Raw genomic sequence first — 23,833 nt, 5'->3', positions numbered from 1 at the left:
CTACCGTAAGAACACGCAGTGCGCGAAGCGGGCGTCATCCCGGAGGAAATCCGAAGCAGCCAAAAGAGCTGAGTCAAACTGCATAGACAGGACGCTCAACGACTCCCATAGCAACAACCAGTACTGCAAGCTAGAATCGGGGCCTCAGGCATTCCAATGCCTTTGCAACGCACGCTCTTGCAAGCGGCAATTACCGTCTTCCTTTCGCCTTAGCGGGCAGGAGATGCTTAAGCAGTCCGACCCCATGAAACACATCAAACTACTCGCCATATTCGCCTTGCCAACCTTCCTAAGTGCTTGCCAATCGGGAGAAGATGATGCGCTTGTTGTGCTCGATCAGCATGGCCGTGCGACCATTTCGTCCTCCGTCAGTGACGAGCAAGTCATGTTTTTTGGTACATACAAAATTGAGCCAATGAGCCATGGCCATTTTGTAGTGATAACGGCGCAGTGCGGTACCTTGAGGTTCATCTATCAGCGCCCCCAGGGTTTGCGCATACTGGAAGACGAGGTGACCAACGAGTCTGCCTATCTGTGTGGTCTAGGCACACAGACGAGTAGTAAAGTTTGGCATTTGGCCTTGAAGCCTTTGACTGGCCCATCCATTATGCCACCAAGCGACTGGCCTAATTAGCTCGGCGATTCCCAAGGTCAAATTACTAAAACAGGCAACCAAAATCTGGTTGTAGTCCTGTATTGGCACAAAAATAAGAGAGATAGATGAACCTTAGAAAAAATATTGAAATTGAATATTTGCGCGGGATTGCCATCGTTATGACGGTAGTAACGCATTCAAATCTGCTCTTGCCGTTCCATGCAGGATTCATGGAGAAGCTGTTTAACGTCTATTCTCCCTGGACAGGAGTAGATTTGTTTTTTTGCATATCAGGGTACGTCGTCAGCAAGGCATACCTTGACTACTTCGACAAAAGTAAAGCTCTAGGCAAATTTGGAATCGCGGCGGCATCCTTCTGGATCAGGCGTGCTTACCGTCTTCTTCCTACTGCATGGCTATGGGTGCTTATCCCCCTCGTTTTTTCGATATTTTTCAATCAGTCGAATGCGTTTGAGTCTTGGTTTTACAATCTACGCAGTTTCACAGCCGTCGCTACATTTAGCGGTAACCTCGCGAACCAATACGGCTTACTTCTAGGCCCTAACTCAGTTTATTGGAGCCTGGCGCTTGAGGAGCAGTTCTACTTCGTTTTCCCCCTTTTTCTGCTATTGATAACTTCCACTCGATGGAGGGTAATTGCCTTGAGCGCGCTAATAGCTGCCCAGTTTTGTCTAGATCGAAATGCCTTCGCCCCTCCTCCAGCAGGTATGCTTTTCTCATTTCGCCTAGATGCCATGATGTGGGGGATTTTGTTGTGCTTATTTACGCGCACGACCTTGTACAAGGATATTGAGCCCACTGCACTCGGCACTAGTCTACTCAAGCGTTTTACTTTGACCGTGTTTCTCCTTTACATGCTAGGCGCTATTGCTGGCCAACTAATGGCGGTCCCCATAGTCGTAGGTCTGATTGCGATAAACGCTTTGATCCTAGTTTGGCTTGCAAGCTACCAAAAAGGCTACATTTACTGCCCGTCGATGCTGAGCGGCCTACTTCAATGGCTGGGTTCGCGCTCCTACGCTCTATATGTCATCCATATGTTTGCGTACCACTTAAGTACGGAAATTTGGAGCCGGGTAGCCGTGAAAGAAGGGGTGACGCTTGCCCAAGGCTACACTGCTGAACTTTTGCTCACATCAGTAACCATCATGATTGTGCTCAGCGAATTGAACTACAGGTTTGTCGAGGCTCCATTGCGACGGAAAGGTGCCGAGATAGCACGTCAGAAGATGGAGAGCGTTTTCACCGATGGCGTGGCCAGCAACAACCACGCAAAAACAAGGACGCCGCGGAAAGAATTTTCGTAATCAGAACAGTGAAAGGATTATTTATAGACGACTAATGGAATAGTCGAACACTACTGACAAAATAAATCCCGCTTCGGCGGGCTTTATGCGTTTTACATATTTGTTCTGATTGCGAATGTGGGAAACGCAATATTGAGAATGGCTGCTTTTGGCCGATTTCTGCCTGTCGCCACCGGCGGCAGTCGACCCTTTACGGCCATTCACTGCTGACAGGCACCTGCCACGTTCCATGAGCGACTGGCCCCGTTGCGCGAACTACAGAGTGGTCAGGGCGAGCACGCCCAACACCGGCCAGATAGACGAATGCAATCGCACTGACGACAGGGTTGGAAAGCATTACTCACCACATGTGGGGAGAGTCCATATACGACTTGTTAGCCGCTTTAGAACCCCCCGAAACCGACAAACCAGGGAATCAATGCCCTGCCTTTATGCCCTTCATACTCCGATTCACTTTCAAGCTGCTTTCGACAATAAAACAAACTGATAGTGGCCGGGATAAATAATAGGCTGAACAACCATTGAAACAAATCTGGTGATTTTGAGGTGATCGCCACAAGTAAATTAATCAGAGTAAGGCCAATGATTAAAAGGTTATATCTGATATGTCGATGCTTCATTAAGGCAAAGCTTTCCCAGTCATAAATCAGCCAGTCGTGGGAAAAATTGTCGCAGTCAGGACACCTGAGGCTTGGCGGGAGTTTGTTTGCGATACAACCACAGCTAGGGCATCGAACTTTCATGGCGCTATCCTGACACTCTCTCATTAGGTGGACATGCCATGTCGCGTTTCTTGTCGCTGTAAGCGCGATATCTATCGAAGGGAAACGCGACAGGGGTGACAGCAAGCCCGACTAGGTAAAGAGGGTAGCAGGACAGCATCTATTTGCCACTAGTCTGTCCACCGACTGCTTTTGGCCGTTTTCTGCCTATCGCGAATGACCGGTTTGGGTTTTCTGCCGGTCATAGCCATAAAACGCGGTAGTCAACTTCATTCAAATAGTTGCTCAGGCCAAATGCAATCAGCTGAGCAAATCCATCCAATCCCCCATCACGCCTTAACCCACCGCTGCCGACTCCAACTGCTCAACCCATCAACAGCAAACACCAACAGCAACATGGCCAGGATCACCGTACTAGCCTGAGCCTCCTGAAACAGGCTAAGACTCACATAGAGCATCTGCCCCAAACCCCCAGCACCAACAAAGCCCAGCACACTGGCCATACGAATGTTGTTTTCCCAGCGGTACAGGATGTACGCCAACAGCTGCGGAAACAGGTTGGGCAGGGTGCCGTAACAGAAAGCCCAGACGACGTTGCCGCCCTGCAAGCGGATGGCTTCGGCCGGTTGCGGCGGGGTGTTTTCCAGTGCTTCGGCGAACAATCGACCCAGCACCCCGGTGGTGTGCATGGCCAGTGCCAGCGTGCCAGCGTTGGGGCCGAGTCCGGCGGCCAGCACCATCAGCGCGGCCCACACCAGTTCGGGAATCGCGCGCAGAGCGTTAAGCACGAGACGTGATGCACTCTGCAACGGCCAGCCGAAACGCCCGGCCGCCGGCAGTGCCAGCACCAGGCCGAATACCGCCGCGAGCAGGGTGCCAAGGGCCGACATGGCCATGGTTTCCACGGCGCCCCGGCCGATGGCTTGCAGATGGCTGGCGCTCAGGTCCGGGCTGAGAAAACGCAGCACGTAGGCGCCCATCTGCTTCAGGTTACCGCTGCCCGTCAGTTCGCCGAGATCGATCCCCAGATAGCGGAACGAAGCGACGACCGCCGCACCGATGCACAGGATCAGCAGCAGGTTGATCAGGCGATTCATGCGAACCTCCAGCGCAACAGGCGGCTGATCTGATCGGCGAACAGCACCAGGACGAAAAAGGTCAGCAACATGCTCGCCACTTCACCACCGGCGAACATGCGCAACGACAAGTCGATCTGCTGGCCCAGCCCGCCGGCACCGACGAAGCCCATCACCACCGACGCGCGGATCGCGCATTCCCAGCGGTACACCGTGTACGACAGCAACTCCGCCGCGACATTGGGCAGGATGCCGTAGCAGAACGCCGCCAACCGGCCACTGCCGGCTTGCAGCAGTGAGTGGGCCGGACGCTGGTCGACCGACTCGAAGATTTCCGCGTAGACCTTGCCCAGCATGCCGCTGTAGGTGATGGCGATGGCCAGCACCCCGGCCGTCGGGCCAAGGCCGACGGCGCGCACGAACAGCAAGGCCCAGACGATTTCCGGCACGCTACGCAGGAAGATCAGCAGCCCGCGCACCGGCCAGCGCAACAGTCGGCCGAGAGCGCTCGGGCGACCGCTGCGAGAGGCGGCGGACAACGACAGCGCTCGACTGGCCAACAAGCTGGCGGGCACGGCCAACAGCAAAGCCAAAGCCATGCCGGCGGTGGCGATGGCCAGGGTTTGCAACGTGGCTTGCCACAGCAGCTGGAGGAACTCTTCGCCATGGGCCGGTGGCCAGAAGGCTGAGACAAACCGGCCCATCTCACTCTGGCTGTCGGCCTTGAGCAGCACACCCAGGTCCAGTTCGCTGAAATGAATACCGGGCCACAGCAGCGCAAGCGCCAGCAGACTGAGCAGCAGGCGGGGCAGGGTGGCCGGGTCTCGTGTATCGCGCGTCAGCATCGTGGAATCTGCAGGCTCAAGGGCGCCACCGGAACGGGTGGCGACAGCAGTTGTTCGTTGGCGTAGAGCTTGTCGAGTAAATCGTGGTCGACGTCGCTGGCGGGAAGGTCGAACAGGACCTGGCCGTCGCGCAAACCGATGATGCGTGAAAAGTGCGTCAGGGCCAGTTCCACCGCATGCAGGCTGGCGACCAGTGTCACCTTGTGTTCCCGGGCGTGGCGGCAGAGGACTGACAGGGTGTGCCCGGCCAGCACCGGGTCCATCGCCGACACCGGCTCATCGGCCAGCAGCACTTCGGGCGCCTGGTACAGCACGCGGGCAATGCCCACACGCTGCAGTTGGCCGCCGGACAATTGCTGGCACTGGGCGAACAGCTTGTCACCCAGGTCCAGCTTGACCAATGCCGCCCGCGCGCCCGGAACATCCACCGGATGCAGCAGGCTCAGCAGGCTTTTGGCAAAGCTCCACTGGCCGAGCTTTCCGGCCAGCACCGCGGTGACCACCCGTTGCCGCGGTGGCAGGGGTGGTGCCTGATGCACCAGGCCGATGCGCGCCCGCAGTTGCTGGCGTCGATGGGCGCCAAGTTGCCAGGCGTGCTCGCCGAGTACCTCGACCGCGCCGTCGTCCGGGCGCAGGGCGGTGGCCAGCACGTTGAGCAGGCTCGACTTGCCGGCACCGGACGGACCGATGATTGCGACCTGCTCACCGGCGCCGATGTGCAGGTCGATCTCATGCAGCGCACGCACGCCGTTGCCGTGAGTCAGGCTGACCCGGTTCAGGTGCAAGGTCATTTCAGCAGGTCGGCAGCGCGCGCGGCTTCCTCGATGCCCTTGTAGTTCTCAGGCTTGGTCTCGATGAAGCGGCTGGCGGCTTGCAGGTCCAGAATGGCCTTGTCTTCAGGTTTTGCCGGGTCGAGCGCGAGGAAGGCCGCCTTGATTTTCGCGGCCAGGGCCGGGTCGAGGGTGCCGCGCACGGTCCAGTTGTAGTCGAAGTAGGCTGGCGTGGTAGCGAAGACCTTGACCTTGTCGGTGTCGACCTTGCCGGCCTTGACCAGTTTTTCCCAGACGCTGGCATTCAGCACGCCGGCATCGACCTTGCCAGCCTGAACCCAGGCGACGGTGGCGTCGTGGGCGCCGGAGTAACCGACACGGCTGAAATAGGTTTCCGGCTTGATGCCGTCCTTGAGCATGAAGTAACGCGGCATCAAGCTGCCCGACGTCGACGAGACCGAGCCGAAGGCGAACGATTTGCCCTTGAGGTCGGCCAGTGACTTCACGGCCGGGTCGGCGGTGATGAATTTGCTGGTGAACTGCGCATCCTGCTCACGCTGTACCAATGGAATGGCATTGCCGGTTTTCAGCCGCGCCTGCACGAAGGTGAAGCCGCCCAGCCAGGCCATGTCGATACGGTCTGTGGCCAGCGCCTCGACCACCGCCGGGTAGTCGGACACCGGTACGAACTCGACCTTCATGCCCAGTTGCTTCTCCAGATACTCGCCCAGGGGCTTGAACTTGCGCTGCAATTCGGTGGGGGCTTCGTCGGGGATGGCGCTGACCTTGAGGGTCTCGGCGGCCTGTGCCAGCAGGGTGGAAAGGGACAGGGTCAGGCCAATGGCCATTGCCAGGGTACGTTTGAGCATGGAAGTTCTCCGGTTCAATAGCGGAAAAATGTCGATGCGCCCCGCACAAGCTGATTGCTGCACGACGCTTCGTGAGGGTAGACGAAAACGCCGCGATTATAGGGACTCCTGTGCGCCAGACCAGCAAAACCTGTAGGAGCGAGCTTGCTCGCGATGCACGCTAACGATTACGCGTGCAGGCTGAAAAAATACGGTTTGCTTCACAGTTTTCGCCGGAAGACCGCAGCAGCAAGCCATTGAGCCTCCATTTCCTACGCGTATCTCGGAAACGTCCCATTTACGTTCATTTCCCCTGCGTTAACTCTGTGCGCCGCACTTTGCCCTGCCCCCATTTTCACTCGGGAGCAGACGCAATTTGCTGGTTGGCGGGCGCACTGGAGCTGCTCGCTCAAGACGCCAAAAGACAGGAGTTAGTGCATTGGCAAAGGGATATTTCATTCGCAAGGGTGACAAGACCAGCTGCGGCGGTGAGGTGCTGGAGGCCGATACCCGCATCATGATGTTTGGCTTCGCTCATGCTCGTGCAGGGGACCCGGTGTCCTGCGGCAAGGACAACAAAACCTACGAAATCATGGGTGGCGTCTCATTCATGAACAGTCACGGAAGGCTGGTGGCCGGCACATTGGACAGTGTCAGCAGTTGTCCCTGTAAAGCCACACTGAAGCCCTCACTTTTCGATGCCAGTTATGTCGGGAAGGAATTACCTGCCCCCCGGACTGCCAAGGCAGCCGCTCAACCCGCACCACCACCCGCCCCCAGTCATCCGGTCACGCCTCGCCCATCCGGGTTTACTTCAGCACCGAAGACTGCCACGCCTTCCTTCGGCGAACGACCGGGAACGGTCTGCGAGAACCTCTGGCGCGGCTACCAGCAACGGGTCGAAAACGTCGTGGCGCCGGGCGGCAAGCTGATTACCGACCCGAAAGCACGCAACAAGGCGATCAACGCCGCCTACGCTCAACTGTGGCGCCTCGATCAGCGTTTTCAGTGGGCGGGGCTTGCGGCCTTTGCCTCGAAACAGGTCGGCTGTGGTCTGCTGCACGCGGCTGAATCGGTCGAGAAGATGCAGGCTGAAACAGAGGCGATGCAGCAGTTGAGGGACAGCGCCAGGCAAGGGCTGGTGGGCTTGCTCAGCCCCAGTGAGAGGGAAAAGCGGGCGACGATAAAGGAGTTTGAGCAGCGTCAACGCGACTACGAACAGGCCAACCGTGACAACCCGGTGTGGGGCTTCACCCATTGGGGTGTCGACAGTGCGTTGCCCCTCGCGCAACGGATGTACCGGTTCGTGCACGAGATGCTGGCCATGGGCAATACCACGCTGTTCCTGGATGTTTATCCGTTGCATGTTTTTTATGCGGAGCGGGGGTTGGCGGCGTTGAAGGATTGTCTGGCTTCACGGAAGAACATCTATGGCACTGGTGAGCATCCGGTGCTGTGGCCGGTGGGGCAGGAAACGCTGAAGTTTGGGACTGAACACGATGAAATCCTGCAAGCCTTCGAGGCCATCGAGGCCGGCAACATCGCCGAAAGCGTTGAGCATTTGGCTTGGCACGAACAGAAGAATATCTTGCAACCAGCGATGTATAGCGACTGGCGGCTCAATTCGTTGCTGCTCGGTAACCATTTTTCTTACGTCATCGGTATCCCGTCCGGTGCTGCTGAGGCCATTGAACTAACCCTGGCCAGTCAGTGCCGCCGCATTGATGACGGACGCACTATTGGGTTTGGCAACAACCCCGTTGCGGATCTGTCCGACATTCGTCAGCGCATGCCATTCGTTCTCAGGGCCGCAGCGCAGTTTGACGAGTTTTTACAGGGCAGCAATCGCCATCAAATGGAGCAAGCGATTAAGGATATCGCTGCTGGACTAGGCGTGAGATGAGCCTGCTTCGACGTACAGGCTGGCAACGAGTCTGGTTGATTATTGTCGCGCTCTTGGCAGTGGTAGTTCTCCGTGCCTGCGCAAGTGAACCGGAAATCGCACTGGTGATTGGTGAGCCTTGGGAAACTATGAGAGAACGCTCCAGTGCGGCCATTGATCCAGCCATCCCTGGGCATTTCTGGGGTAGATTGCCAAAGTCGGATGCTCGCCTTCGTCTTGCTGACCCTCAATATGGCTTTATAACTCCACTAGCGCGCTACTTCACCATTAGCTTCAAAGGTGATGAGTCAGTCAACGTTGTCCATATGTCTCCGCAGGTCGAACCGCTGCCGCTAGACGATACGCTCAAGGTCGTGCTGGACCTGCAGGAGCAATGGCGCAAGGGTGGCTGGACGCCGAATCGGGTCAGGGAGTTTCCATCGTTCGCCGATACGCCCCAATGGCGCGCCCAACTGCGGGACGTCAACAAAGGCGGCACTGCCTACTGGCTTGCAAGCGACAAGTACCAAGTGATGCTGGTGGTTAATCGCTTTAAGGATAAAAATCGCCCCACAGAAGAGCGTTATCTCATCACGCTGGAGCTTAGTAAGTCACGGGGCGTGCGTTGAGCCTGATGCATCGCTTGGGTTGGCGACGCGGTGTCGTGGTGCTCGCAGTCACGGTTCTCCTGACAGTGGCGATGATTCAAGTGCTGTCGGATGAGCCAGAAATCGCGCTGGTGATTGGCGAGTCTTGGGAAGAGATGCGCCGTCGCTCCAGTGCGGCGATTGATCCAGCCATTCCCGGACATTATTGGGGGCGGATGCCCAAGTCTGATGCTCGCCTGCGCTTCGTAGACCCTCAATACGGCTTTGTGACCCCATTGGCGCGCTTTCTCAGCGTAAGTTTCGATGATGAGCGAGTCGGCAACGTCCGCATGTCCCCGCAGATCGAGCCGCTGTTACTCGACGACACCCTCAAGGTCGTATTGGATTTGCAAGAGCAATGGCGTAAAGCCGGCTGGATACCCATTCGGGTCAAGGACTTCCCATCGTTCGCCGACACCCCGCAATGGCGAGCCCAACTGCGCGACGTCAACAAAGGCGGTACAGCCTACTGGCGAGTCGGTAACAAGTATCAACTGATGCTGCTGGTCAGTCGCTTCAGGGACAACAAGCGTCCCATCGAGGAACGCTACCTCATCACATTGGGAATCCACCGATCACGGGGCGTGCAATGAGTTTGTTGCAGTGCATAGCCAGCCGTTGCCAGTGCAGAACTTCCCAAAACGCCTGAAATAACACCACTCCTGTGGGTGAGCTTGCTCCGGGCGATGTTCCGACGATGGCGGCGGGTCAGTCAGCGTCATTGCCGACTGATCCACCGCTTTCGCGAGCAAGCCCGCTCCCACAGGTTTTTGCGGTGTCCCACAATTCAGGTGAATTACATCCGCGCCAACGCCTGCGCCAAATCCGCGCGCAAATCCTCCACATCCTCAACCCCCACCGACAACCGCACCAACCCGTCGCCGATCCCCAGTTCTGCACGGGTAGACGGTGGAATGGTGGCGTGGGTCATGATCGCCGGGTGTTCGATCAGGCTTTCCACGCCGCCCAGGCTTTCGGCCAGGGCGAAGATCTGCACGCTCTCAAGGAAGCGTTTGGTGCCGGCCAGGTCGCTGTTGAGGTCGAGGGAGATCATCCCGCCGAAACCGCGCATTTGCCGTTGGGCCAGTTCGTGTTGCGGGTGCGACGGCAGGCCCGGGTAGTAGACCCGTGAGACTTGCGGTTGGCGCTCCAGCCACTGCGCCAGCTCCAGTGCGTTGCTGCAATGCCGTTCCATGCGCAGGGCGAGGGTCTTCACGCCGCGCAGGGTGAGGAAGGCATCGAACGGGCCGGCGATGGCGCCGACGGCGTTTTGCAGGAAGCCCAGGCGCTCGGCCAGTTCGGCGTTCTGCCCGACCACGGCGATGCCGCCGATCACGTCGGAGTGACCGTTGAGGTATTTGGTGGTCGAGTGCAGCACGATGTCGAAACCCAGCTCCAGCGGGCGCTGGATCCACGGGCTGGCGAAGGTGTTGTCGGCTACGCAGATGATGCCGCGGGCGCGGCAGGTGCGGGCGATGGCGGCGAGGTCGGTGAGGCGCAGCAGCGGATTGCTCGGTGTCTCGACCATGACCATGCGGGTGTCGTCTTGCAGGGAGGCCTCGAACGCCGCCAGGTCGGTCAGGTCGACGAAGCTGAAGCGGTGCCCGGCGCTGCGCTGGCGCACCTTGTCGAACAGGCGGAAGGTGCCGCCGTACAGGTCGTTGCCCGAGACGATGTGCGAGCCGGCGTCGAGAAGCTCCAGCACTGTGGAAATGGTCGCCAGCCCCGAGGCGAAGGCAAAGCCCCGGGTGCCGCCTTCAAGGTCGGCCACGCAGCGCTCCAGCGCCCAGCGCGTCGGGTTGTGCGAACGCCCGTAATCCAGGCCCTTGTGCACCCCTGGGCTCTGTTGCAGGTAGGTGGAGTTGGCGTAGATCGGCGGCATCAACGCCCCGGTCGAAGGGTCCGGCACTTGCCCGGCGTGGATCACGCGGGTGGCGAAGCCCTGTGGCGGGGCGTTTTTGTCCTGTTGACTCATGGCAGGGATCTCCGCAAATGGTTGAGCATGTCGGTTCGGGTAATCAGGCCGTGGAAGCCCGAGGCGTCCTGGATGATCGCCACCAGCCCACGGCCCAGTTCTGCCTCCAGATCCGCCAGTGAGGCGCCGGGGGACAGGGTTTGCAGTTTGTCGGTCATGGCGCTGGATACGGCCTTGCGAAAGTGCGCCACGTCTTCGTGCACGCCCAGCAGGATGTCGGACTCGTCGATCACGCCGACCAATTGCTGCCCCTTCACCAATACCGGTAGTTGCGAGACATCCGCCAGACGCATGCGTTGAAAAGCCGTCAGTAGCGTGTCATCCGGGCCGACGCTGATCACCCGGCCATCTTCGAAGCGCCGCGCGATCAGGTCGCGCAGGTCGCCGTAGTGCTTGCGCTGCAGCAGGCCCTGATCGTTCATCCACTGGTCGTTGTAGACCTTCGACAGGTAACGCGTACCGGTGTCGCAGACGAAGCTCACCACCCGTTTCGGCTCGGTCTGTTCGCGACAGTAACGCAACGCCGCCGCCAGCAAGGTGCCGGTCGACGAGCCGCCGAGAATGCCTTCGGCGCGCAGCAGTTGGCGGGCGTGGTCGAAGCTTTCTTCGTCGCTGATCGAATAGGCGTGGCGCACGCTGGACAGGTCGGCAATCGACGGAATGAAGTCTTCGCCGATGCCTTCCACCGCCCAGGAGCCGGGGGTGGGAAGGGTGCCGCCGCGGCTGTATTCGGCCATCACCGAACCGACCGGGTCGGCCAGGACCATTTCCAGGTCCGGCTGTACCCGTTTGAAGAAGCGGGTCAGCCCGGTGAGGGTACCGGCCGAACCGACGCCGACGACGATGGCGTCCACATCATGCTGGGTTTGCGCCCAGATCTCCGGCGCGGTGCTGCATTCGTGGGCCAGCGGGTTGGCCGGGTTGTTGAACTGGTCGGCGAAGAACGCATCGGGAATTTCCGCCGCCAGCCGCGCGGCGACATCCTGGTAATACTCGGGATGACCCTTGCCGACGTCGGAGCGGGTGATGTGCACCTCGGCGCCCATGGCCTTGAGGTGCAAGACCTTCTCGGTGGACATCTTGTCCGGCACCACCAGCACCACGCGATAGCCCTTGGCGCGGCCGACCAGGGCCAGGCCCAGGCCAGTGTTGCCGGCGGTGGCTTCGACGATGGTGCCGCCGGGCCTGAGGCGACCATCGCGTTCGGCGGTGTCGATCATGGCCAGACCGATGCGGTCCTTGATCGAACCGCCGGGGTTCTGGGATTCGAGTTTGAGAAACAGCGTACACGGGCCGGTATCGAATCGGCTGACGCGTACCAATGGGGTGTTGCCGATCAGTTCGAGCACGGCAGGACGGGAATTGTCGGGCATGTCATCACTCCTTGCGTGAATCCGCACTGGATGGACAGCAATCCGCGCCGGGTCTTCGCGCCGGTCGCGGGCAATGCATCGCTTGGACCATAGGCCGGGATCGGGTCGACCGCAACCTTGCACAGCCAGTCGGTCGGCTCGACGCTTTTTCCTCGCCAGCGACCACAAAAAACATAATTTCGCTATTTCCCGGCTCCGAACAGAATGCGGCCAACACCCTGACACCGATAGCCGTAGCAGAAGAACAACAATGATCAGAATCGAGGCGGCAGCCATGACCGACCTGAATCAAACCACCTTTCAGAAGTGCACAGCCATGACAGTTGATAAAACCGCAATTGATACGCTTGTTGTTGGCGCCGGCCAGGCCGGCGTGGCCATGAGTGAACACCTGAGCAAGCTCGGTGTGCCTCACCTCGTTGTGGAGCGCAATCGTATCGCCGAAGCCTGGCGCACCGGTCGCTGGGATTCGCTGGTAGCCAACGGCCCGGCCTGGCACGACCGTTTCCCGGGGCTGGAATTCGACGGTCTGGACCCGGATGCCTTCGCCGGGAAAGAGCAGGTGGCTCAGTACTTCGAAGCCTATGCCCGCAAGTTCAACGCGCCGATCCGCACCGGCGTGGACGTGAAGAAAGTCGAACGTAACACCGACCGTCCAGGCTTCACTGTCGAAACTTCCGATGGCGTGATCGAGGCACGGCATGTAGTGGTCGCCACCGGTCCGTTCCAGCGTCCGGCCATTCCGCCGATTGCTCCCGAAATCGCCGGCATCAGCCAGATTCACTCCGCCCAATACTACAACCCGCAGCAACTGGCCGAAGGCGCGGTGCTGGTGGTGGGCGCCGGTTCCTCGGGCGTGCAGATCGCCGATGAACTGCAACGTTCCGGCAAGCAGGTCTACCTGTCGGTGGGCGCCCACGATCGTCCGCCGCGTGCCTATCGCAACCGTGATTTCTGCTGGTGGCTGGGGGTGCTTGGCGAGTGGGATGCCGAGGCCATGCAGCCCGGTAAAGAGCACGTGACCATCGCCGTGAGCGGCGCCCGTGGCGGCCACACCGTGGACTTCCGTCGACTGGCTCACCAAGGCATGACCCTGGTCGGCCTGACCCAGGCGTTCAACGGCGCGGTGGTGAGCTTCGAAGACAACCTCGCCGACAACATCCAGCGTGGCGATGAAAACTACCTGGCGCTGCTCGACAAGGCTGACGCCTATATCGAACGCAACGGCCTGGACCTGCCGCTGGAACCCGAAGCACGGGCCATGCTGGCCGATCCGGATTGCGTGACCAATCCAATTCTGGAGCTGGATCTACTCGAGGCCGGCGTCACCACCATCATCTGGGCCACCGGTTATTCCACCGACTACAGCTGGCTGAAGGTCGATGCCTTCAAGGAAAACGGCAAGCCGCAGCACCAGCGCGGCGTGTCGGCCGAGCCGGGGGTGTATTTCGTCGGGTTGCCTTGGCAGTCCCGTCGCGGCTCCGCGTTTATCTGGGGCGTTTGGCACGACGCCAAGCACATCGCCGATCACATCGTTAAACAGCACACCTATCTCAACTATCGGGATGCGACCCAGCGTCAAGCCGAAGCCGCCCGTGCACCTCTTCAGAAAGCCAGCCTCATGGGAGTTCGTTAATGCCTACTCATACCCGCATCCGCATGTTCAACACCAAAGACACCTACCCGAACCAGACGCTGGACAACGATTTGTGCCAGGCCGTGCGCGCTGGCAACACCGTGTATGTGCGTGGTCAGGTCGGCACCGATTTCAACGGCCAACTGGTGGGCCTCGGTGATCCGCGCGCCCAGGCCGAGCAGGCCATGCGCAACGTCAAGCAACTGCTGGAAGAGGCGGGCAGCGACCTGAGCCATATCGTCAAGACCACCACCTACCTGATCGACCCGCGCTATCGCGAGCCGGTGTACCAAGAGGTCGGCAAGTGGCTCAAGGGCGTGTTCCCGATTTCCACCGGCCTGGTGGTCAGCGCCCTCGGCCAGCCGCAGTGGCTGATGGAAATCGATGTGATCGCTGTCATCCCTGAATAAGGAATTCGCCATGACTTTTTCCATCGTGGGTCGCTGCGCCGAGACCGGCCAGCTGGGCATTGCCATCAGCTCTTCGAGCATTGCCGTCGGCGCGCGCTGCCCGTGGCTGCGTGCCGGTGTCGGCGCGGTGTCGAGCCAGAACATCACGCTGCCGGCCCTCGGCCCGCAGATCCTCGATGAACTGGCCAATGGCTCGGCGCCGCCCCAGGCGCTGGACCACTCATTGACCCGCAATGGCTACAGCCAATACCGCCAGGTGGCGGTGGTGGATGCCCATGGGCGCACGGCGGTGTTCAGCGGCAACCATGCCCTGGGCATCAACAACGCGGTGGCCGGTGACCAATGCGTGGCGGCCGGCAACCTGCTGGCCAACAGCGGGGTGATCGAGGCGATGGTCGCGGCGTTCGAAAACAGCGAAGGCTGTCTCGCCACCCGGCTGATGAACGCCTTGCAGGCCGGCCAGGATGCCGGTGGCGAAGCCGGCGCGGTGCATTCGGCGGCGCTGTCGGTGGTCGGTGACCTGACCTGGCCGATGGTCGACCTTCGGGTGGATTGGGCCGATGAAAACCCGATTGGCGAGCTGGGCAAACTGTGGACGGCCTACGAGCCGCAATTGCAGGACTACCTGACCCGCGCCCTCAACCCGACCCTGGCCCCAGCGTATGGAGTGCCCGGTGATGAGTGAGTTGCGCAGCCGCGCCATGCTCGCGCGGTTGATCGGGTTCGCCACGGTCAGCCGCGATTCGAACCTGGAGCTGATTGAGTTCGTGCGCGACTACCTGCACGAACTGGGCGTGGAGTGCGAACTGATCTACAACGCCGAGCGGACCAAGGCCAATCTGTTGGCCACGGTCGGCCCGCGCGTGGCCGGCGGCATCGTGCTGTCCGGGCACACCGACGTGGTGCCGGTGGACGGCCAGGCCTGGACGGTCGAACCGTTTTACCTGAGCGAGGCGAACGGCAAGCTATATGGGCGCGGCACCGCGGACATGAAGGGCTATCTGGCTTCTGTGCTGGCGGCTGTGCCGATGTTTCTCTCCAGCCCTTTGAAGCGCCCGGTGCATTTGGCGTTTTCCTATGACGAAGAGGTCGGTTGCCTCGGCGTGCGCGGTTTGCTGGAAGTGCTGCCCCAACGCATCCCGGCGCCGGCGTTGTGTCTGATCGGCGAGCCGACCGAACTCAAGCCGGTGCTCGGCCACAAGGGCAAGCTGGCGATGCGTTGCCACGTACGCGGCGCAGCCTGTCATTCCGCCTACGCGCCTTACGGGGTCAATGCCATCGAGCAGGCCGCACGCCTGATCGCTCGGCTGGGCGACATCGGCGCCACCCTGGCCCGGCCACAACTGCATGACAAGCGCTTCGATCCGGCGTTCTCGACCGTGCAGGTCGGGGTGATCCAGGGCGGTACGGCGCTGAACATCGTGCCAGCGGACTGCCGTTTCGATTTCGAGATCCGCGCCTTGCCCGACTTCGCCCCGCAAGTGGTGGTCGACGAACTGCAGGACTACGCCGAGCAGACGTTGCTGCCGGCCATGCAGGCCGTGGACACCGAAACCGGCATCCGCTTTGAAAAAATCTCCGCCTATCCGGGCCTTGCGACACCCGCCGACAGCGCGGCGGCCCGGCTGATTGCCCGGCTGTGCGGCAGCGACGAGTTCAGCACCGTGGCCTTTGGCACCGAAGGCGGGCTGTTCGATCAGGCCGGCATTCCTTCGGTGGTCTGCGGCCCCGGCAGCATGGACCAGGGGCACAAGCCCGATGAATTTGTCAGCGTTGTTCAGATGGCGGCCTGTGACCGCTTGATGGATCGCCTGGCGGCTTACTTGAGTGAATCCGAACACCCATAACAACAACGGGCCGACAAGCCCCGAGGAAGTGATCCATGTCCAGATCCTTGCGTTGCAGTGTTCCGTTTGCCCTGGCGTTGTTGAGTGCCAGTGTGTGGGCGGCCCCCCAGGACCTCACCGTGATTTCCTTCGGTGGTGCTACCAAACAGGCCCAGGATAAGGCCTATTTCCAGCCCTTCAACGCCAGCGGCGCGGGCAACATCATCGCCGGTGAATACAACGGCGAACTGTCGAAGATCAAGGCCATGGTCTCTGCCGGTCACACCAGCTGGGACGTGGTGGAAGTCGAAAGCCCCGAACTGTTGCGCGGCTGCGAGGAGGGCCTGTTCGAGAAGCTCGATCAAGGACGCTTCGGTGATTCGGCGAACTTCGTGCCCGGTGCGTTGACCGAGTGCGGGGTGGCCACTTACGTCTGGTCGATGGTCATGGCCTACGACCAGAGCAAGCAGGCCAAGGCGCCGCAGTCCTGGGCGGACTTCTGGAATGTCGCCGACTTCCCGGGCAAGCGCGGCCTGCGCAAGAGCGCCAAGTACACCCTGGAAATCGCGTTGCTCGCCGACGGCGTCAAGGCGGACGACGTGTACAAGGTCTTGAAAACCCCGCAAGGCGTGACGCGGGCCTTTGCCAAACTCGACCAGATCAAGCCGAACATCCAGTGGTGGGAGGCGGGCGCCCAGCCGGCGCAATGGCTGGTGGCCGGGGACGTGGTAATGAGCGCGGCCTACAACGGCCGGATAGCCTCGGCGCAAAAGGAAGGCATGAAACTGAGCATCGTCTGGCCGCAGAGCCTGTACGACCCGGAATACTGGGCGGTGGTCAAAGGCACGCCGAACAAGGCACTGGCGGAAAACTTCATCGCGTTTGCCAGCCAGCCGCAGACGCAAAAAGTCTTCTCGGAAACCATCCCCTACGGGCCGGTGCATCGCCAGACCCTGCCATTGCTGCCCAAGGACGTGCAGGAGCAACTGCCGACCGCCGAGGCCAACCTGGCCGGCGCCCGGGCCGTGGACGCGGAGTTCTGGGTCGACCATGGCGAAGAGCTTGAACAGCGCTTCAATGCCTGGGCTGCGCGGTAACACAGGCTCCGCAGGCCCCCTGTGGGAGCGAGCCTGCTCGCGAAAGCGGTATTTCAGCCACATCAATGTTGGATGTGCCGCCGCCTTCGCGAGCAGGCTCGCTCCCACAACGTCGGCGCCAGAACATGGCGGGTCTGATGCCGACCAACAGTTGATCGGGCCTGTGGCACAGGCGTACCGGGTTGAAATGATTGTGTAATTCGGGATGGTCGTTTGCCGGGCGTATCGCTATGCTCAGCGAGTTTGCCAAACGCCAATGATAACAATCACAGTGAAACCATGAGCCAATCAGACACGCGTGCGACTGTTCTAGCGCTGTATCCAGAAGACTCCCGCGAGGCCGCGGCATTGCTCAAGCAGGCAGTGCCGCTGATGGTTCGTCACAACATTCCGCCCAACCCGGTGCATTACGCGCTCTGGTACACCTACAGCAAGGGCCAGGAGCCGGAGCTCAATCGGCACCTGGACCGGGTGGTCAACGACTTCGACTGTTTTCCGCCGGAGTCGGCCGCCAAACTGTTTCGCGAGTACATCATCCGCGATGAGCTGGCAGACGCCCGCTCCGGGCAGCAGGACGCGATCAACCTGGTCGATGACATGGAGCGCGATGTTTCGCGCAGCGTGAGAGGTAACCAGAACTTCCAGGCCAGCCTTGGCCAATACCTGCAGATGCTCGAAGAGCCCGCCAACGAGCGTCTTCCGAGCATCCTGACCCAGCTGCAACAGAGCACCCGGCTGATGCAGGGGCAGCAGGAGCATTTCCTCGCCCAGTTGCAGTCGGCGCAGCATGAAATCAAAAGCCTGCGGGACAAACTCGAACGCGCCCAACTGGCCGCGACCCTCGATGGCCTGACCGAATTGCTCAACCGCGCCACCTTCAATCGCCAGCTTGAGCAGGCCATGGGCAACGTGGCGACAGGCGTGGCGCTGGTGATGCTGGATATCGACCACTTCAAGCAGTTCAACGACCAGTACGGCCATCCCTTGGGCGACCGCGTGCTTCAGCATGTCGCCCGGGTGTTGCGCGATTCGCTGCCCGAAGAAGCGTTCGCGGCGCGTTATGGCGGTGAGGAGTTTTGTGTGGTGCTCAAGGATTGCCCGGATCTGGCCGCCGCAGGCGCTTTTGCCGAGCGCCTGCGCCTGAAAGTCCAGGCGCTGCGGGTCAAGGCCCGGGGCACCGACACCGTGCTGGACACCATCACTGCGTCGTTCGGCGTGGCCCATGCGCAAACTGGCGACACACCGGAAAGCCTGTTGACCCGCGCCGACGATGCGCTGTACCAGGCCAAGCGCAACGGGCGCAATCAGGTGCGTCAGCAGCCTGATGTAGCGGTCGGGGCCGTTTAGCCGAGGATGAAGTAAACCTTGCGCACCGTCGTGAGGTTTTCCCAGGTGCCATTGAATCCGCTGGCGACCACGAAGGAATCACCGGGGCCGAACGTGCGCGCGACGCCCTCGGCATCGGTCAGGCGCACGCTGCCTTCAAGGATGTGACACAGCTCGTCGTAATCGCACTGGCAACGCTCCCGGTGCGGTCCCGCCTCCCAGATGCCGGCCACGGCGTTTTTCCCGGGTTGCACAAAGTGCCGCCAACTCTTGCTGCGGTAAGGCGCGTCGACCACGGCCGGGTCGTTGATTTCCGTTTCACGGGGGGCAAGGTCGCTGGCGAAGTCGATGACGTGCCGGGGCAGGGCTGTGGACATGGTGGTCTCCGGATCAGGAATCGAAACCGATGCCAAAGGCATCGAAGGTCTTGAGCAGCAGGTCGCGGTGACCGTCGCGGTCCTCCCGCGCCAGTGAACGCTGGGCCAGTTTCACGCCGACGTAACGCAAGGGTTCGGGTGGAAAGCGGAAAGGCGCCTTGGAAGTCATCAGCAGTTCGGTGCGTTCGGTGCGCTCGCCGGCCAGCAGATCCAGCATGTTCAACGCAGCGAAGCGGCTGGCGGACACCCCTTGCCCGGTGAAGCCCAAGGCATAGGCGACGCGGCCCTGGTGCTCGCAACCAGTGAACATCGTGGTGCGCGCGGAGGTGTCGATGATGCCGCCCCAGGCATGGCTGAAACGCACACCGCGCAGGGCCGGGAAGGTCTGCCGGAACTGTTCGGCCAGACGCTGGAAGCTTTGCGGGCGTTGGGTCAGGGCTTCGTCGCGGCGCCCGCCAAAATGGTAGATGGCGTCATAACCGGCCCAGAGAATGCGGTTGTCGGCGGTCTTGCGCAGGTAGTGGAACTGGTTGCCGGCGTCGGCTATGCCGTAGCGGCCGGTCCAGCCGATGGCTTGCAGCTGCGCATCGCTCAAGGGTTCGCTGACCAGGCTGTAGTCGTAGACCGGGATCACGCTCGAAGCCAGATGGCCGAGCAGCGGCGGGGCGATGTTGGTGGCGAGGGCGATTTTGCCAACGGTCACTTCGCCGCTTTCTGTACGCAGGCGCACGTGGTCTTTGTCCGCGTTCAGTTGCAGGACCGGGCTGTTTTCGAACAGTTGAATCCCTTGTTCAAGGCAAACACGGCGCAGTTCGGCGGCCATTTTCGCTGGGTTGAGCAGGGCGTAATTGGGCTCTAACAGGCCGGCCACATACGCGGGTGAATCAAGCTTGTGTGCCAGGTCGCTGCCTTCCAGCCACTGGCAGTCGATGCCGAATCGCGCATAGTTACGCTGCATCGAGCGCAGCCCGTCGACCTGCCACGGCTGGCTGGCGACGTTGAGTTTGCCCTGGCGTTCGAACTCGACCTGCATGCCAAAGCGTTGCAGGTCGGCGGCCAGTTCATCGAGGTTCTGCCGACCCAGGCGGATCAGTTGCTCTGCTTCATCCGGCCAACGCTTGAGTGCGTTGGAGACTCCATGGGAAATGCTCGGCGCGCAGAAACCGCCGTTGCGCCCGCTGGCCTCGCCGCCGCAGCGCAGCGCCTCGATGATCGCGATGCTCAGCCTGGGGTTGCGCTGGCGTGCCAGTAACGCCGTCCACAATCCGGTAAAGCCACCGCCGACCACCGCCAGGTCGCACTGCACCGTTCCGGCTACGGAAGGTGCGGCGGGCGGTGGGGTGACGGTGTCCTGCCAGAAGGGATGGGGCAGGACGTGGTCGAGGGAATCGAGACGCGGTGGGGCATTCATGCTGAAACTCCGGCGGTGTGTCGGGCAGCGACGATTGCGTTCGGTTGCCCGACAGATTTTTTGTTATGGCTAGAGATCGGGTAACGCAAGTATTGCGCGGGCGGCAATGTCGGTGCCGCGGGTCGCCTGCATGCGCTCGCTGAACGTTTTGAGGCGTTGTTTCATCGCTTGGTCGGCCAGCAGCTGTTCGAGGGCGGCGGGCAGGGCGGCCAGGGGATCGGCAAAGCGCGGCAGGTAGCGGCCGACGCCGACTTCCTCGGCGCGGGCGGCGTTGTCGTGGCCGTCCCAGCAATAGGGAATGATCAGCGATGGCAGGCCGAAATACAGCGCTTCGCAGAAGCTGTTGTTGCCACCGTGGTGGATGAACAACTGGCATTCCTTGAGCACCGCCGGCTGGGCAAACCAGCTGTCGAGGTACACGTTGTCCGGCACGGTGGTGTACATGTCGCGGTAGGCGCCGACGTTGACCAGGAAGCGGTACGGCAAGGTTTCGATAGTGCTGATCAGGCGCTTCATCATCCCGGTGTCGGCTGCGCCGAGGCTGCCGAAGCTGAGGTAGATCAGCGGCGCGTCGTTGTGCCGTGGAAAGTCCGGGACGATGTACGGCGCTTCGCGGCGCACGCAACCGTCGAGGTACACGTAGCGTTGCGGGTCCAGCGGTTGCTGGCGCTCATAGCGTACTGGCGTCGGCGACAGCAGCAGGTTCAGCCATGGCGAGTCGGTGAGGAACTGCCCCGCAGGGCAAGGTGCGGTGCCGTTGCCGAGGAGAAATTGCGAAAAGCGTTCATGGGCTGGTGCGACAGCCTTCAGGTACTGCTCGGTGTAACGCTCGCAGGCCTGGGTGTCACTGGCCAGGCACCCGGACAGGTAGGGTGGAACGGCCGCATCCGGCAGTTCGGTTTCGGCGCAGGACACCACTCGCACCCACGGGCAACCGGCGTTGGCGATGGCCGGGAACATCACCACGTTGTCGAGCACGATCACGTCGGGCTTGAGGCGGCCGAGCAGCTGCTGCAAGGGTTTTTCCGCTTCGATGGCGGTGTCGATGATGGCTTCCCAGGCTGGCGCCACGTAGCTGTCGATCTGCGCCAGCGGGGTCTGGTCGAAGTAGGGAATGCTGCGCTCGATGAAGCGCTCCCAGTAGTGCTGGTGTTCCTCCGCCGACAACGGGCTCGCTTGCGGAATCGGGTACTCGTCGAAACCGTATTCGGCGAACAACCCCTGGAAATGTTCATGGCAGATGAACACCGGCCTGGCGCCCAGCTCGCGTAGCGACTGAGCGATACCAATGCAGTTCAAGGCCGCACCGAAACTGGCTTCCGGAAACAGGGCGATCAGTTTTTGTTTTTGCATGGCGAGGGACTGTCCATGGCGGGTCAGACCCGCCGCTCCTGAAGATGTTTTTGATGCTGTCTTATTTTCAAAAAAAAATCATCATGTTTTTACGAGCCGGTTAGCGACGCCCGAACAGATGACTTTGCGGGATGCCACGGTTGGCGGTTTGCGGGCGTTGCGCGGCGCTAAGGCGCAGGTGCAGGCGCAGCAGGTCGGCGGCGATCTCCATCTGCCCGCGTTCGATCTGCGCGATGATTTGCAGGTGTTCGCGCAGCGCCTCCTGCAGGCGGTGCACGCTCACCGATGGCAGCAGGTTCGGCAGGCGCCGCAGGCCCTGGTGCTGGAGCAGGGCGTCGCTGATGAAACGGTTGCCACAGCTCTGGGCCAGCAGTTCGTGGAAGCTGATGTCCAGTTCGCGAAACTGTTGGATGTCGAAGTCTTCCACGGGGCGGGCGAGCAGGCTTTGCGTGGCGCTGCGCAACAGTGCCAGGCGTTGCGGGTCGGCGTTGAAGCTGGGGCTGAGCAAGGCTTCCGGCTCAAGAATCAGGCGGAATTTCAGGCTTTCTTCGAGAGCGGCCAGGCTGTTCAGCGACGGGCGAAACAGCCAGGACTGGCCGGGGCCGCGCTCGATCGCCTGGTTTTCGCTCAATTGCTGCAGGGCCTTTTGTGCCGCTGGCCGGCCGATGTCGTAGCGGCGCATCAGTTCGCTGATGCTGATGCTGTCGCCCAGGCGCCCAGCCATGCGGTCGCGCAGTACCGAAGCGGCCAGTTCTTCTTCCTCGGCCTGGGGCAGGGCGGCGTTGAATGCCTGGCCCGCCGGCGAGGCCAGCAATCGGTAACCCTTGCCGGCTTCGTGGCTCAGCAGGTTTTCTTCCAGCAGTACTTTCAGTGCGCCGCGAATCAGCGTGCGTGAGACCTGGAAGGTCCGGGCCAGGGCCTGTTCGGCCACCGGGTCGCCGGCCACCATGCCGCTTTCCTGGGTGTGCTCGAGTATGCGCCGGGCCAGTTCCAGGTGATTGGTGCGCGGTTTTTTTTCGGCTGTCGTGCTCAAGCGTCTTTTCTCGTTGTGATCCGCTGTCGGACTCAGTTGCCCATCTTATGTCATGCGCTGGTCAATCGTCAGGCTGGAAAAAATGCGTTGACATCTTTTGATACTGGTCCTAATTTCTAAAAAAAAACACCAGCAATCGTTTCTCGTTTTGCCGTACTGCCTTCGAACACAACAATAAACAATCGTCGGGTGAGTATTTATGAGCAAGCTGAATGATCTTCTGTGCGTGGGATTGGCCGTTTCCCTGGCGATCGCTTCACAGGCTGCAAGTGCGAAAGACATGGTGATTTCCATCTGGGACGGCTACATGGCCCCGGATGCGCTGGAGAAGTTCAAGGCTGCCAGCGGTGTGGACGTCGACAAGGCGCTGCACGCCACCAACGAAGAAGTCATGGGCAAGCTGATGGCGTCCGGTGGTGAAGGGTACGACGTGGTGTTCGTCTCCTCGCCTTTCGCCGAAGTCTTGCACAAACAGGGGCTGCTGGCGGACATCGATCCGGTCAAGGTCCCCAACCTGAAAAACCTCTACCCCGAAGCCACGCACCTGGAATATGACCAGGGCAACCGGTTCTCCGTGCCTTACACCTGGGGCACCACCGGCATCTGCTATCGCTCCGACAAGGTGACGCCGGCGCCACAGAGCTGGAACGAGTTGCTCAATCCGAGCGATGCCCTCAAGGGCAAGGTGACGATGCTCGCCACCGACCGCTGGATGCTCGGCGCCGGTTTCCTCGCCAAGGGTTGGTCGGTCAACGACAGCGACCCTGCGCAAATCGCCGCGGTTCGCGACCAGTTGATCGCCACCAAAAAACGCATTCTCTCCTTCGACGACACCACCTTCTATTCCAAGCTGGCCTCCGGCGAATCGCTGATGGCCCACGCCTGGGACGGCTGGTGCAACTACGGCACCCAGGCCAACGCGGCGATCAAGTTCGTGGTGCCCAAGGAAGGTTCCGACCTGTGGGTGGACACCATGGTGGTGCTCAAGAGCTCCAAGCATCAGGACGAAGCCTTCAAGTTCATCAACTTCATGCTGGCCAGGGAAAACCACGCCTGGGTCGCTGAAAACATCCTCTACAAAGTCCCCAACCAGGCGGCAATGGCCGGGTTGTCCGCTGACTTGCTCAAGCAATACCCCAATTTGACCATGACGCCGAGCGAGCTGGTGAAGATGGAGCAATTGCGCGACCTGGGCGGCACCACGCAAAAGGCCTACACCCGCGTCGTCACCGAAATCATGGCGGCGCAGAACTAACGCCACGTCGATCCGAGGCATGCCCGGCATGCCTCGCCACGCTCGCAA

22 protein-coding genes are annotated in these 23,833 nt (G+C 60.8%); 12 read left to right on the top strand and 10 right to left on the bottom strand.

The features are described 5' to 3' along the window. The first annotated feature begins 244 nt into the window (after positions 1–244). Complete coding sequence (locus AC3IP0_RS17410) at positions 245–634, top strand: hypothetical protein (protein WP_489325459.1); 390 nt, start codon at positions 245–247, stop codon at positions 632–634. A gap of 86 nt (positions 635–720) precedes the next feature. Beyond that, a complete protein-coding gene (locus tag AC3IP0_RS17405) occupies positions 721–1,923 on the top strand; it encodes an acyltransferase family protein (RefSeq protein ID WP_489325458.1) in 1,203 nt (400 codons plus the stop codon). 1,051 nt (positions 1,924–2,974) lie between these two features. On the opposite strand, the gene phnE is transcribed toward AC3IP0_RS17405, so the two are convergent. The 4 genes from phnE to AC3IP0_RS17385 are packed head-to-tail and all read right to left on the bottom strand — an operon-like array spanning position 2,975 to position 6,205. After that, positions 2,975–3,742, bottom strand: a complete 768-nt coding sequence (gene phnE / locus AC3IP0_RS17400; protein WP_489325457.1) for a phosphonate ABC transporter, permease protein PhnE — start codon at positions 3,740–3,742, stop codon at positions 2,975–2,977. Next, positions 3,739–4,566, bottom strand: a complete 828-nt coding sequence (locus AC3IP0_RS17395; protein ID WP_458548710.1) for a PhnE/PtxC family ABC transporter permease — start codon at positions 4,564–4,566, stop codon at positions 3,739–3,741. The genes phnE and AC3IP0_RS17395 overlap by 4 nt, the downstream gene beginning before the upstream one ends. Further along, positions 4,560–5,357, bottom strand: coding sequence for a phosphonate ABC transporter ATP-binding protein (locus tag AC3IP0_RS17390; RefSeq protein WP_489325456.1), 798 nt, complete (start codon positions 5,355–5,357; stop codon positions 4,560–4,562). The genes AC3IP0_RS17395 and AC3IP0_RS17390 overlap by 7 nt, the downstream gene beginning before the upstream one ends. Beyond that, positions 5,354–6,205 carry a putative selenate ABC transporter substrate-binding protein gene (locus tag AC3IP0_RS17385; protein WP_489325455.1) on the bottom strand — a complete coding sequence of 284 codons (852 nt, stop codon included), beginning with the start codon at positions 6,203–6,205 and terminating at the stop codon, positions 5,354–5,356. The genes AC3IP0_RS17390 and AC3IP0_RS17385 overlap by 4 nt, the downstream gene beginning before the upstream one ends. Before the next feature lie 418 nt (positions 6,206–6,623). Between AC3IP0_RS17385 and AC3IP0_RS17380 the strand changes: the two genes are divergently transcribed. The 3 genes from AC3IP0_RS17380 to AC3IP0_RS17370 are packed head-to-tail and all read left to right on the top strand — an operon-like array spanning position 6,624 to position 9,306. Beyond that, the gene (locus AC3IP0_RS17380) at positions 6,624–8,087 is read left to right on the top strand and encodes a PAAR domain-containing protein (RefSeq protein ID WP_489316324.1); all 1,464 of its coding nucleotides are present in this window, start codon (positions 6,624–6,626) and stop codon (positions 8,085–8,087) included. Further along, the gene (locus tag AC3IP0_RS17375) at positions 8,084–8,695 is read left to right on the top strand and encodes a hypothetical protein (protein ID WP_489316323.1); all 612 of its coding nucleotides are present in this window, start codon (positions 8,084–8,086) and stop codon (positions 8,693–8,695) included. The genes AC3IP0_RS17380 and AC3IP0_RS17375 overlap by 4 nt, the downstream gene beginning before the upstream one ends. After that, positions 8,692–9,306, top strand: coding sequence for a hypothetical protein (locus tag AC3IP0_RS17370; RefSeq protein WP_489325453.1), 615 nt, complete (start codon positions 8,692–8,694; stop codon positions 9,304–9,306). Before AC3IP0_RS17375 ends, AC3IP0_RS17370 begins: the two co-directional genes overlap by 4 nt. 203 nt (positions 9,307–9,509) lie before the next feature. On the opposite strand, the gene AC3IP0_RS17365 is transcribed toward AC3IP0_RS17370, so the two are convergent. Together AC3IP0_RS17365 and AC3IP0_RS17360 are read right to left on the bottom strand one after the other, a co-directional pair. Then, entirely contained in the window at positions 9,510–10,688 is a 1,179-nt protein-coding gene (locus tag AC3IP0_RS17365) for a trans-sulfuration enzyme family protein (RefSeq protein ID WP_489316321.1), read from the bottom strand. After that, positions 10,685–12,061, bottom strand: coding sequence for a pyridoxal-phosphate dependent enzyme (locus AC3IP0_RS17360; RefSeq protein WP_489316320.1), 1,377 nt, complete (start codon positions 12,059–12,061; stop codon positions 10,685–10,687). The genes AC3IP0_RS17365 and AC3IP0_RS17360 overlap by 4 nt, the downstream gene beginning before the upstream one ends. Before the next feature lie 274 nt (positions 12,062–12,335). Here AC3IP0_RS17360 and AC3IP0_RS17355 point away from each other — a divergent pair, with 274 nt between their 5' ends. The 6 genes from AC3IP0_RS17355 (at position 12,336) to AC3IP0_RS17330 (ending at position 18,377) form a co-directional block, all read left to right on the top strand. Further along, a complete protein-coding gene (locus AC3IP0_RS17355; protein WP_489316319.1) occupies positions 12,336–13,697 on the top strand; it encodes a flavin-containing monooxygenase in 1,362 nt (453 codons plus the stop codon). Further along, positions 13,697–14,107, top strand: a complete 411-nt coding sequence (locus tag AC3IP0_RS17350) for a RidA family protein (protein ID WP_003201555.1) — start codon at positions 13,697–13,699, stop codon at positions 14,105–14,107. Before AC3IP0_RS17355 ends, AC3IP0_RS17350 begins: the two co-directional genes overlap by 1 nt. Before the next feature lie 10 nt (positions 14,108–14,117). Continuing rightward, complete coding sequence (locus tag AC3IP0_RS17345) at positions 14,118–14,792, top strand: DUF1028 domain-containing protein (RefSeq protein ID WP_423504317.1); 675 nt, start codon at positions 14,118–14,120, stop codon at positions 14,790–14,792. Then, entirely contained in the window at positions 14,785–15,954 is a 1,170-nt protein-coding gene (argE, locus tag AC3IP0_RS17340; protein ID WP_489325452.1) for an acetylornithine deacetylase, read from the top strand. Before AC3IP0_RS17345 ends, argE begins: the two co-directional genes overlap by 8 nt. Positions 15,955–15,989: 35 nt before the next feature. Beyond that, positions 15,990–17,030, top strand: a complete 1,041-nt coding sequence (locus AC3IP0_RS17335; protein ID WP_489316317.1) for an ABC transporter substrate-binding protein — start codon at positions 15,990–15,992, stop codon at positions 17,028–17,030. Between the two features lie 279 nt (positions 17,031–17,309). Then, positions 17,310–18,377, top strand: coding sequence for a GGDEF domain-containing protein (locus tag AC3IP0_RS17330; protein WP_489316316.1), 1,068 nt, complete (start codon positions 17,310–17,312; stop codon positions 18,375–18,377). Here AC3IP0_RS17330 and AC3IP0_RS17325 read toward each other — a convergent pair. The 4 genes from AC3IP0_RS17325 to AC3IP0_RS17310 form a co-directional block, all read right to left on the bottom strand. Next, positions 18,374–18,733 (bottom strand): cupin domain-containing protein, encoded by a 360-nt coding sequence (locus tag AC3IP0_RS17325; protein ID WP_056727362.1) that lies wholly within the window; start codon positions 18,731–18,733, stop codon positions 18,374–18,376. The genes AC3IP0_RS17330 and AC3IP0_RS17325 overlap by 4 nt on opposite strands. Before the next feature lie 13 nt (positions 18,734–18,746). Further along, positions 18,747–20,144, bottom strand: a complete 1,398-nt coding sequence (locus tag AC3IP0_RS17320; protein WP_489316315.1) for an NAD(P)/FAD-dependent oxidoreductase — start codon at positions 20,142–20,144, stop codon at positions 18,747–18,749. Between the two features lie 69 nt (positions 20,145–20,213). After that, a complete protein-coding gene (locus tag AC3IP0_RS17315) occupies positions 20,214–21,497 on the bottom strand; it encodes a nucleotide disphospho-sugar-binding domain-containing protein (RefSeq protein ID WP_489316314.1) in 1,284 nt (427 codons plus the stop codon). Between the two features lie 100 nt (positions 21,498–21,597). Next, positions 21,598–22,530 carry a GntR family transcriptional regulator gene (locus AC3IP0_RS17310; RefSeq protein ID WP_489316313.1) on the bottom strand — a complete coding sequence of 311 codons (933 nt, stop codon included), beginning with the start codon at positions 22,528–22,530 and terminating at the stop codon, positions 21,598–21,600. Between the two features lie 199 nt (positions 22,531–22,729). Between AC3IP0_RS17310 and AC3IP0_RS17305 the strand changes: the two genes are divergently transcribed. After that, positions 22,730–23,785, top strand: a complete 1,056-nt coding sequence (locus AC3IP0_RS17305; RefSeq protein WP_489325449.1) for a polyamine ABC transporter substrate-binding protein — start codon at positions 22,730–22,732, stop codon at positions 23,783–23,785. Positions 23,786–23,833: the final 48 nt, after the last annotated feature.

Source organism: Pseudomonas sp. GL_103 (assembly GCF_057835175.1).
Note: the sequence above shows the minus strand (reverse complement) of the source record. Positions and strands in the feature narration are given on the sequence as shown.

Excerpts from the sequence above, each read along its gene's own strand:
- AC3IP0_RS17410 (WP_489325459.1), top strand. The coding sequence starts at position 245 with ATGAAACACATCAAACTACTCGCCATATTCGCCTTGCCAACCTTCCTA.
- AC3IP0_RS17405 (WP_489325458.1), top strand. The coding sequence starts at position 721 with ATGAACCTTAGAAAAAATATTGAAATTGAATATTTGCGCGGGATTGCC.
- phnE (WP_489325457.1), bottom strand. The coding sequence starts at position 3,742 with ATGAATCGCCTGATCAACCTGCTGCTGATCCTGTGCATCGGTGCGGCG.
- AC3IP0_RS17395 (WP_458548710.1), bottom strand. The coding sequence starts at position 4,566 with ATGCTGACGCGCGATACACGAGACCCGGCCACCCTGCCCCGCCTGCTG.
- AC3IP0_RS17390 (WP_489325456.1), bottom strand. The coding sequence starts at position 5,357 with ATGACCTTGCACCTGAACCGGGTCAGCCTGACTCACGGCAACGGCGTG.
- AC3IP0_RS17385 (WP_489325455.1), bottom strand. The coding sequence starts at position 6,205 with ATGCTCAAACGTACCCTGGCAATGGCCATTGGCCTGACCCTGTCCCTT.
- AC3IP0_RS17375 (WP_489316323.1), top strand. The coding sequence starts at position 8,084 with ATGAGCCTGCTTCGACGTACAGGCTGGCAACGAGTCTGGTTGATTATT.
- AC3IP0_RS17365 (WP_489316321.1), bottom strand. The coding sequence starts at position 10,688 with ATGAGTCAACAGGACAAAAACGCCCCGCCACAGGGCTTCGCCACCCGC.
- AC3IP0_RS17360 (WP_489316320.1), bottom strand. The coding sequence starts at position 12,061 with ATGCCCGACAATTCCCGTCCTGCCGTGCTCGAACTGATCGGCAACACC.
- AC3IP0_RS17355 (WP_489316319.1), top strand. The coding sequence starts at position 12,336 with ATGACCGACCTGAATCAAACCACCTTTCAGAAGTGCACAGCCATGACA.
- AC3IP0_RS17350 (WP_003201555.1), top strand. The coding sequence starts at position 13,697 with ATGCCTACTCATACCCGCATCCGCATGTTCAACACCAAAGACACCTAC.
- AC3IP0_RS17345 (WP_423504317.1), top strand. The coding sequence starts at position 14,118 with ATGACTTTTTCCATCGTGGGTCGCTGCGCCGAGACCGGCCAGCTGGGC.
- argE (WP_489325452.1), top strand. The coding sequence starts at position 14,785 with ATGAGTGAGTTGCGCAGCCGCGCCATGCTCGCGCGGTTGATCGGGTTC.
- AC3IP0_RS17335 (WP_489316317.1), top strand. The coding sequence starts at position 15,990 with ATGTCCAGATCCTTGCGTTGCAGTGTTCCGTTTGCCCTGGCGTTGTTG.
- AC3IP0_RS17330 (WP_489316316.1), top strand. The coding sequence starts at position 17,310 with ATGAGCCAATCAGACACGCGTGCGACTGTTCTAGCGCTGTATCCAGAA.
- AC3IP0_RS17325 (WP_056727362.1), bottom strand. The coding sequence starts at position 18,733 with ATGTCCACAGCCCTGCCCCGGCACGTCATCGACTTCGCCAGCGACCTT.
- AC3IP0_RS17320 (WP_489316315.1), bottom strand. The coding sequence starts at position 20,144 with ATGAATGCCCCACCGCGTCTCGATTCCCTCGACCACGTCCTGCCCCAT.
- AC3IP0_RS17315 (WP_489316314.1), bottom strand. The coding sequence starts at position 21,497 with ATGCAAAAACAAAAACTGATCGCCCTGTTTCCGGAAGCCAGTTTCGGT.
- AC3IP0_RS17305 (WP_489325449.1), top strand. The coding sequence starts at position 22,730 with ATGAGCAAGCTGAATGATCTTCTGTGCGTGGGATTGGCCGTTTCCCTG.